This window comes from Pirellulales bacterium (assembly GCA_019636335.1).
Lineage (GTDB): Bacteria > Planctomycetota > Planctomycetia > Pirellulales > JAEUIK01 > JAHBXR01.
Genome location: JAHBXR010000034.1, coordinates 42,430 through 50,570 on the forward strand (window position 1 = coordinate 42,430; position 8,141 = coordinate 50,570).

The following is an 8,141-nucleotide window of genomic DNA, read 5'->3' on the forward strand; positions in this document are numbered from 1 at the left end:
GTCAGCACGAAGTTTCACGACTACTCGATCCACTCGCGACGCGTGGGTGATGGACCGCGAGCCCCAGCAGACGCCGAGCCTGGATCCTTCCTTTTCGCCCGACGGGTTGAAGCGGGCGGTTCGTAGCGGCACCCGGGCGACCGTGGCCGCCCAGGTCGCTTCGCAGCTTGTGTCGCTCGCTCAACTGGCGATTCTCTACCGCCTGCTCGCCCCGAGCGATTTCGGCCTCCTCGGCATGGTCTTGCCGCTCGTGCTCTTTCTGCGATTGTTCACGACATTGGGGTTGAACGTCGCCACGGTGGGACGTGTCGAGATCAGTTCGGCACAGGTCTCGGCGCTCTTCTGGATGAATGTGGTGCTCGGCGCGGCGACGACCATCGTCGCCACCTTGTTGGCGCCCGTGCTCGTCTGGCTCTACGACGTCCGGAGTATGCTCTCGGCCGACGAGGCGCGTAGCCTGCTTTGGCTTACGGTCGCGTTGGGGGGCACAGCCCTGATCGGCGCCCTGTCGGCACAACATCAGGCGCTTCTCGAACGGCGTCTGCAGCTTGCGCGGGTCCATGGTCTGCGGCTGGCCGGACAAATCGCCGGTGCCCTGGCCGGCATCGTGGCAGCCGTCGCGGGCACGGGGGTTTGGGCACTCGTCGCGGCGCAGTATGTCGAGCTTGCGGCGCTGGCCGCCATCGTCTGGATCGCCGAGCCCTGGCGACCGCACGCGCCCACCCGGCGCGCGCCGGTACGCGAACTGTTGCACTTCGGCGGATACTACACCGCGAGCAGCGTGTTGTTCTTTCTCGGCACAAACCTCGACAAGGTGCTGGTGGGCGCCGTGTTCGGCCCCACGGCGCTAGGCTATTACAGCCAGGCGTTCAATCTGGCGATGAAGCCGGTGCTGGCGGTAACGACTTCCGCCAGTGGCGTCATGCTGCCGGCCTTGGGTCGCGCCGCGCGCGATGCGCAGCAATATCGCTCCTTGGTACTCGTCTTCTATCGACTGGTGGCGGTGCTGCTTTTGCCGATCGGATTCGGCGTGGCGCTCGTGGCGACCGACGCGCTGGTGGTGCTGGGCGGAACAGCATGGCTCCCCGCCGGCGAAGTGCTACGCGTCTTCGCGCTCCTGATTCTCGCGCAGGGCTTCATCAATATCGCGGGCAGCGTGTTTGCCTCGGCCGGACGTGCCGATCGCTTGATGCTGGCCGCGGCCCTCTTGCTGCTGGTGATCGTGCAGGGGATCGCGGCCGGCTGGGGCTTCGCCACCTACTTTGGCGGGGGGAGCGAAGTCGAAGCGGCCCAATGGATCGCCGGCGGCTATTCGCTGGCGGTGGTTGTCGTGCTCGCGCCCTATCTCTGGTTTTGCTTTGCCACGGTGGGATTGCCACTGGCCGATGGGTTCCGCGCGGTGCGCCGACCGCTCCTCGCGTCCTGCTCGATGGCGCTCGTGGTGCTGGCGCTGCGTCGCGCGTTGCTGGCCTCGTTCGATGCCCCCTTGCCGGTACTGCTGGCCATCGAGATCGGCGTGGGAGTGGCGAGCTACGCGCTCCTGGCGCGCAGCGAGCTCCAATGGTTGGCCTCGCAGGCAAGACGAGACTGAAGCACAACGCCGAGACGCACCATCAGGCGGCCGCGGCAAAGCGAAAGGGCTCGCGGCCCACTTCATAGCCGGGTCGCATCGCGATATTGGCGAGCAATCCCAGCGCCAGGGCGTGCGCCAACATGCCCGATCCGCCATGGCTGACGAACGGTAGCGATAAGCCCGTGACCGGGGCGAGGCCGACCGTCATGGCCGTGTTGATCAACACCTGGCAACCGATCAAGCCTGCAACACCAGCGGCGACGAGTCGCCCGAACGGTTCGCGCGTCGTGCTGGCGACACTCGTACAGCGCCAGATCAGCAACGAATACAGCAGAAGCACCCCGCCGGTTCCGGCCAGGCCCAATCGTTCTCCCAACAAGCTGAAGACGAAGTCGGTTTGTGCCTCGGGCAGATGGATGCCGGCGGCTTCGATCGCTTCGTCGCCCGCCAGCCAGTTTCCGAACGTGCCCCCCAGGGCCATCATCTGCTTGCCCTGTCGCAACTGGAACGTGTCGTCCGTGGGGCGGGCATCAGGGCCGGCTTGCTCGAACAACGCCGTCACGCGCGAGCGCTGCTCGCGACTCATCTGCGTCCACAGCAAGGGGCTCACGAGCACCCCCAGGCAGGCAACAAGCAGCAAGTCGCGCAGTCTTGCCCCGGCGACGTACAGCATGACGAACAACACCGGCACGAAGACGAGCGATGTGCCCAGGTCGGGTTCGCGCAGGATGAGCACCAGCGGCACCAGCGCCACCAGAAACGGCGCGACGAGTCCTCGCGGCGTCCGGAAGTTTTCGCGGTACATCAAATAGCGCGCCAGCGCGACGACGAAGGCGAGCTTCGCGAACTCCGAAGGCTGCAGACCGACCGGACCGAGGCGAATCCAGCGGCGCGCACCATTGATGGGGGGAAAGAAGTACACCGCCACGAGCAACACGATCGCCAGACCAAAGGCCGCATAACTCCACCGGCCGAGCACGCGGTAGCTGGGAAGCGTCATCGCCAGAAAGGCAACGAGCGCGACAATCGACCAGCCCAACTGGCGAGGCAGATAGCGACCCGGCGTGGCGGCAAGGTCTTCGGCCCGCGCGATGCCAATCCATCCTAGCGCCGCCAGCAGCATCACGATCGCCAACAGCGACCAGGGAAAGCGCGCGAGCCAGAGCGTGGACGTCATGGCGATCTTGGGCCGAACTGCAAGCCCAGCTTGGGGCATGAATGAGACAACAAAGGGGCGCGGATTATAGGCCGGCTTCCCAGCGGATCAGAGGCCAACTCGCGGAGCAGGGCAGGGGAGGAGCCGCGTCCCGATCCCGCGCTTGAGCCTCGCTAGCATCCACTGTCTGCTTCGCCAGGCTCAGGCGGCTGACCGCCTGAGTTGCTGTTTTCAAAACTGCTGGCAGGGGGTGCTTTCGCCACAACTGCTAGCTTGCCGTTACAATCGGAATGTCCGGAAAACACCACGCTAACGTGGCACGTAAGGCATTTGCAATCAAGCATTTATGGAAACAGTCCAACGCATGCATCCCACTCTACGAGACCGGAAAAAACTACGCATGTTGCTTGAATTACGTGCTATCGTTGGTATGTTTTGCGGACGATAGCGACTTCGACCTTAGACTCGTGACATGGAGCTAGAAACGAATGTCTGGTCTCAACTTGCAACGAATTCTGTTGGGTGCGGCGGTAGCGGTGGCAGCGTTTGCTGTCGATGCCCCGCAAGCGAACGCCTTCTGGCGTTGGCATGGTAGCTCGGGTGGTTCGTCGGGCGGCTCTTGGGGCGGTTCGTCGGGCGGTAGCTGGGGTTCGAGCGGCGGTAGCTCGGGCGGCTGGCGCCACCATCGCCGTTGGCACCACTCTTCGGGCGGTTGCTCGGGTGGCTCGTCGGGCGGTTCTTCCGGCGGTTCGTCGGGCGGTAGCTGGGGTTCGAGCGGTGGCTCCTCGGGCGGCGCGGTTGCCGCTGGTTGGGGCAGCGGCTACGGCACCGGTTCGTACGGCTCGTGGGGTTCGAGCGGTGGCGGTTCGTACGGCTCGGGTGGCGGCTCGCACGGTTACGGCAGCCTGCCCGGCGGTTACGAAGTGCAAAGCGTGCCGGCTGAAGAGACGGTTCCGGCTGACGCGGCTCCCGCTACGAATGACATTAATTATAACCTCGACGACTCGAGCATGATGCTGTCGGTCTCGGTCCCGGCGGACGCCAAGGTGTTCGTCAACGATCGTCCGACCACCAGCACGGGCACGGTCCGTCGCTTCATCTCGCGAGGCCTCGATCCGAACGCGACCTACACCTACGAGGTCCGCGCGGAACTGGTCCGCAACGGCAAGACGGAAACCAACACGAAGACGATCAAGGTCGGCGGCGGCCAGGTGGCTGATCTCGCCTTTGCCTTCGATCGTAGCGAGGCCGAGCACGTGGCCCGACAGCCGCTGAAGACTTCGCTCATCCTCCGCGTCCCCAGTGACGCGAAGGTCTTCCTGGCCGGCCAGGAAACGAAGTCGACCGGCGAGGTTCGCGAGTTCGCCACCACCAAGCTGCCCAACGGCGGCGAGTGGAACGATTACTCGATCCGCGTCGAGCTGAACCGCGATGGCCAGACCCTCAGCAAGGAGACGAACGTCTCGCTGGCTGCCGGTGAAGCCCGCTCGGTGATGATCGACTTCGACGCCACCGAGGTCGCTCAGGCGATCAACCGCTAGTTTGCGAAAAGGAATGCAGCGTCGACCACGAGGAGGGCCGCAGCGGAGGTGGCCTGGTCGAAAGTCGCTAGCTATCTAAGCCCTCGCTCGGGCAGGCTGCCCAAGCGAGGGCTTTTTCATGGACGCACCGGACTCGAGCAGAGCATCGAACGCGCGGGGCAGCGGGCTCAGGGTGGGGAGCATCTCTCCCAACGCCACCACTCCGACCGGGTGTGACAAGCCGGTTCGTTTTGTCACACCGGGAGAAACTTCCTCCCCCCTGCCGCTTGGCAACGACCGTCAAAGTTTGCCAAACTTGTGTCACCGAACCGGCATCTGTGGACGCGTCGCGTTTCTGCGGCGGCAGGGCGGGGTCCGGCCGATAAGAGTTGTAGCCATGCCCAATCCCACCCCCTCTACGTCTGCCGCGCGATCGTCCCTTCCTCAAGTGCCCACCTTGAGCACGAGCTGGAAAGTCGCGATCAGCGTTGCGCTCGCCGTTCATCTATTAGCGGTGTTCGCCGGCCCGTTTTCGGTCGAACCCTCTTCGATGTTGAGCGGCTACTTGTGGCGTGCGCTGCGCCCCTATCTCGAAGCCGCCTATCTCAACCACGGATATCACTTCTTCGCGCCAGAACCGGGCCCCAGCCATTTGATTCGCTACGTGGCTGAATTGCCCGACGGCACCACGCGCGAGGGGATTTTTCCGAACCTGGCCGAGCATCAGCCGCGACTGTTCTATCACCGGCACTTCATGATGAGCGAGTTTATCAATGCCTCGCCTCCCGAATCGGAGATCGAAAAGGCCTACGCGGCCAGCTACGCCGGCCATCTGCTCGATGAATTCGACGCCACCAAGGTGACCCTGGTGTTGCGCCGCCATCTGATTCCGCCTCCGCAGGCGATCATCGACGGCGCCACGCTGCGCGACGAGCGTTTCTACGAAGAGCGCACGCTCGGCACCTTCACGAGGAATAAAACGTGAACCTCGTGACCGACTATTGCCGCGACCTGGGCCGCGAAACGGTGCGCGGCTGGAACCGGTTCTGGTTCACCCCGACCGACCCAGCCACGTATTCGCTGCTTCGCGTGCTGGCCGGATCGATGTTGTTCTACACGCACGCCGTGTGGACGCTGGGCTTGAACGACTTCTTCGGTCCGCACAGTTGGATCTCGCCGCAGGCCGCCGCCACGTTCCATCGCGACGGGTACGCATGGAGCTGCTTCTGGTGGATCGAATCGCCGGCGATTCTCTGGACGGTCCATTTCGCGGCCCTGGCCATCTTCGCCATGTTCGCGCTGGGGCTCTACACCCGTGTGGTTGCGGTGCTGTCGTATCTGCTCACCGTGGCCTACGTGAATCGCGTTCCTGGCGCCTTGTTCGGGCTCGATCAGATCAACGCCATGCTGGCGATGTACCTGATGATCGGACCCAGCGGCGCGCGCTATTCGCTTGATCGCTGGTTGGCGCGACGCAGGGCAGGGGGGAGCTTGCCCGAGGTGACACCGAGCATCTCGGCCAACATCGGCATCCGCCTGATTCAGCTCCACATGTGCGTGATCTACTTCTTCGCGGGCATCTCGAAGCTGATGGGCCCGAGCTGGTGGGAAGGGACCGCGTTGTGGGGGGCCTTCGCCAACGCCGAGTACCAGTCGCTCGACATGCTGTGGCTCGTGCATTATCCGCTCATCATCAATCTGATGACGCAGATCTCGCTCTTCTGGGAGCTGACCTACTGGGCCCTGGTCTGGCCCCGTTGGACCCGGCCGATTGTCATCGGCCTGGCCGTGCCGCTGCACTTGGGCATCGCCATCTGCATGGGCATGGTCACCTTCGGCCTGGTGATGCTCTTCGGCAATATGGCGTTCATCTCGCCGCGACTGGTGCGAATGACGTTGGAACGCGACTACCGCCGCGAAGGGGATGACGACGCAGGCATGTCGGTCGAAAGCAACAGCAGCGTCCAGGGCAGGGCAGGGGAGTCCCCCCGCATCGCCAACAAGCCGGCCCACGCAAAGCGCCGCGATCAAGGCGGTACTCGCGCCTCGGCCGGACCGCGGTAGAGTGGTCAGTGGTAAACAGACGTCTAGTGTTCGCGAACTTTGATGCTTTGAGAAAGGTTGCCGTTGGTGGTGCGCGCGGCAGGCACGATCATTCTCAAGATGGCGTACAGCCGTGCGGTTGTATGCCAAGGGATGGCGGCCAAGATTCGTCGCGGGACCTTATTGAGACTAATGCGGGAGGATGGCAGAGTCTTGGCGTTGAAACGTCGCGTCCTTCGTTCATCTGCGCGCATCTGTGGATACTTCTGAATGCGATTGGTGTTTGATCCTCAGATACGCGCAGATGGACGCAGATACGGCGTTATTGATCCCTGCGCCGCCGATGACCCGAGGGCGACCAGCGGAAGCCCGACCGGCGCTGGTCGGACGCCGCGCTGGGCTCATCCGCTGCGCAGGCATGAATAATGATTTGCGGCGTCGGTCTGGTGAAAGGTGCATTGAATCGAGGTGGTCAGAATATTTCATGATGCTGGGGCAGGTGATGCAATGAGCGAGATACGCGATCCTCGGACGTATGCCGTCATTGGCGCGGCGATGGAGGTTCAAACAGAAGTTGGTTGCGGATTCTTGGAGTCGGTTTATCAAGAGATGTTGGCGCTGGAAATGACCGCTCGTGGAATACCGTTCGCGCCAGGGAAGTCGGTCTGCCTCTGTTCTACAAAGGTCAGAGGCTGCTTACCCATTACCAGGCTGATTTTGTCTGCTTCAACGAACTGATTGTTGAACTCAAGGCCTTGGCTGGCCTGACGAACATTGAAGATGCTCAGCTTCTCAACTATTTGAAGGCAACAGGAAAAGAGGTGGGATTACTGCTGAACTTTGGTAAACCAAATCTCGAATGGAAACGACTGGTACGCTCGTCACAATGGTCGCCGCAACGTCCTTTGCCGCCAAACTCAGGTCTGGAAAAGAATGAACTCGACTGTGATCCGTGATAGGGTACAAAACAAGAGGTTCTTCGGGCTTTTGAACTCTGTGTTCATCGGCGGAACCGACTGAGTACCTATGTGCCTATCGGGATTCATCCGCAGATGGACACAGATTCACGCAGATCAGACAAGATCGGTCGCCTTTCTCATCTGCGTAAATCTGCGTTCATCTGTGGATGAATCCAATGATCCATGAATGAACGGTGCAAGAGCTGTTTGCTTGCCGGAAGCGATCAATGACCGAACGCGATGAACGCAATTATGTCCGCAATTCCATCAGTTCCGACGAAGCAGACCGGCGGTCGCACAGCATCAGGAACTGCGATACTCCGACTCTGGAAACGAGTTTTCCTCAGTGGAATCGTCACGTTTGCCGTTCTGTCCGCGATCATTACTGCTTTGCTCGCGGCGGATTTTTTTTGGCGTCTTTCCGGCGCGGCCGAAGGTCTCAACTTTGGCCCTGGTTCGCTGATTTTTTCGGTATCCTTTTTCGGTGAAATCGTCGCGCTGGCTGTCGCAGTGCTTGGTGCTGTGGGTTGGCTAATTACCTGGTGCATTTCACTGTTTTGGAGAGCAGGCATGTCGACGACGATGGAAGGTGTCGAAGCCGCCTCAATCACTTCACAGCCAAGCCAAACTGTAACTGACAATCCCTATGAGGCTCCGCGTAGTTATTCGGGCGGTCATCGTTTGTATCCGTTGGCAATTCTTGCGGCTGGAGTCTTCTGCACGCTGATGTCGCTCCTCTACTTGCTTACTGGGTTTCACACAATCTCGCGTAATAACACCGGATCTGGCCCGAGGCCAGAAGACTCAACTTTCCATTTCGTGATTGCTGCCGCCACGTTCGCGGCGGCTGTTATGCTTTTTCGTGCTGCACGAAGGCGTCGGGTTCTGTG

General features: G+C 61.7%; 7 protein-coding genes. 6 read left to right on the plus strand and 1 reads right to left on the minus strand.

The genetic code is table 11. From position 1 onward, the window contains the following. The first annotated feature begins 49 nt into the window (after positions 1 to 49). Positions 50 to 1,591, plus strand: a complete 1,542-nt coding sequence (locus tag KF708_22940) for a lipopolysaccharide biosynthesis protein (protein ID MBX3415559.1) — start codon at positions 50 to 52, stop codon at positions 1,589 to 1,591. 22 nt (positions 1,592 to 1,613) lie between these two features. Here KF708_22940 and KF708_22945 read toward each other — a convergent pair whose 3' ends face one another. Continuing rightward, a complete protein-coding gene (locus tag KF708_22945; protein MBX3415560.1) occupies positions 1,614 to 2,750 on the minus strand; it encodes a rod shape-determining protein RodA in 1,137 nt (378 codons plus the stop codon). Positions 2,751 to 3,217: 467 nt separating this feature from the next. Between KF708_22945 and KF708_22950 the strand changes: the two genes are divergently transcribed. The 5 genes from KF708_22950 to KF708_22970 form a co-directional block, all read left to right on the plus strand. Then, entirely contained in the window at positions 3,218 to 4,270 is a 1,053-nt protein-coding gene (locus KF708_22950) for a TIGR03000 domain-containing protein (GenBank protein ID MBX3415561.1), read from the plus strand. A 376-nt stretch (positions 4,271 to 4,646) separates the two neighbouring features. Then, the gene (locus KF708_22955) at positions 4,647 to 5,234 is read left to right on the plus strand and encodes a hypothetical protein (protein MBX3415562.1); all 588 of its coding nucleotides are present in this window, start codon (positions 4,647 to 4,649) and stop codon (positions 5,232 to 5,234) included. Further along, a complete protein-coding gene (locus KF708_22960; GenBank protein MBX3415563.1) occupies positions 5,231 to 6,313 on the plus strand; it encodes an HTTM domain-containing protein in 1,083 nt (360 codons plus the stop codon). Before KF708_22955 ends, KF708_22960 begins: the two co-directional genes overlap by 4 nt. A gap of 557 nt (positions 6,314 to 6,870) precedes the next feature. Then, a complete protein-coding gene (locus KF708_22965) occupies positions 6,871 to 7,248 on the plus strand; it encodes a GxxExxY protein (GenBank protein MBX3415564.1) in 378 nt (125 codons plus the stop codon). A gap of 243 nt (positions 7,249 to 7,491) precedes the next feature. Next, on the plus strand, positions 7,492 to 8,141 hold a 650-nt coding region (locus tag KF708_22970), incomplete at its 3' end, for a hypothetical protein (GenBank protein MBX3415565.1).

Coding starts and splice junctions, on each gene's coding strand:
- KF708_22945 (MBX3415560.1), bottom strand. CDS start 2,750: ATGACGTCCACGCTCTGGCTCGCGCGCTTTCCCTGGTCGCTGTTGGCG.
- KF708_22940 (MBX3415559.1), top strand. CDS start 50: ATGGACCGCGAGCCCCAGCAGACGCCGAGCCTGGATCCTTCCTTTTCG.
- KF708_22950 (MBX3415561.1), top strand. CDS start 3,218: ATGTCTGGTCTCAACTTGCAACGAATTCTGTTGGGTGCGGCGGTAGCG.
- KF708_22955 (MBX3415562.1), top strand. CDS start 4,647: ATGCCCAATCCCACCCCCTCTACGTCTGCCGCGCGATCGTCCCTTCCT.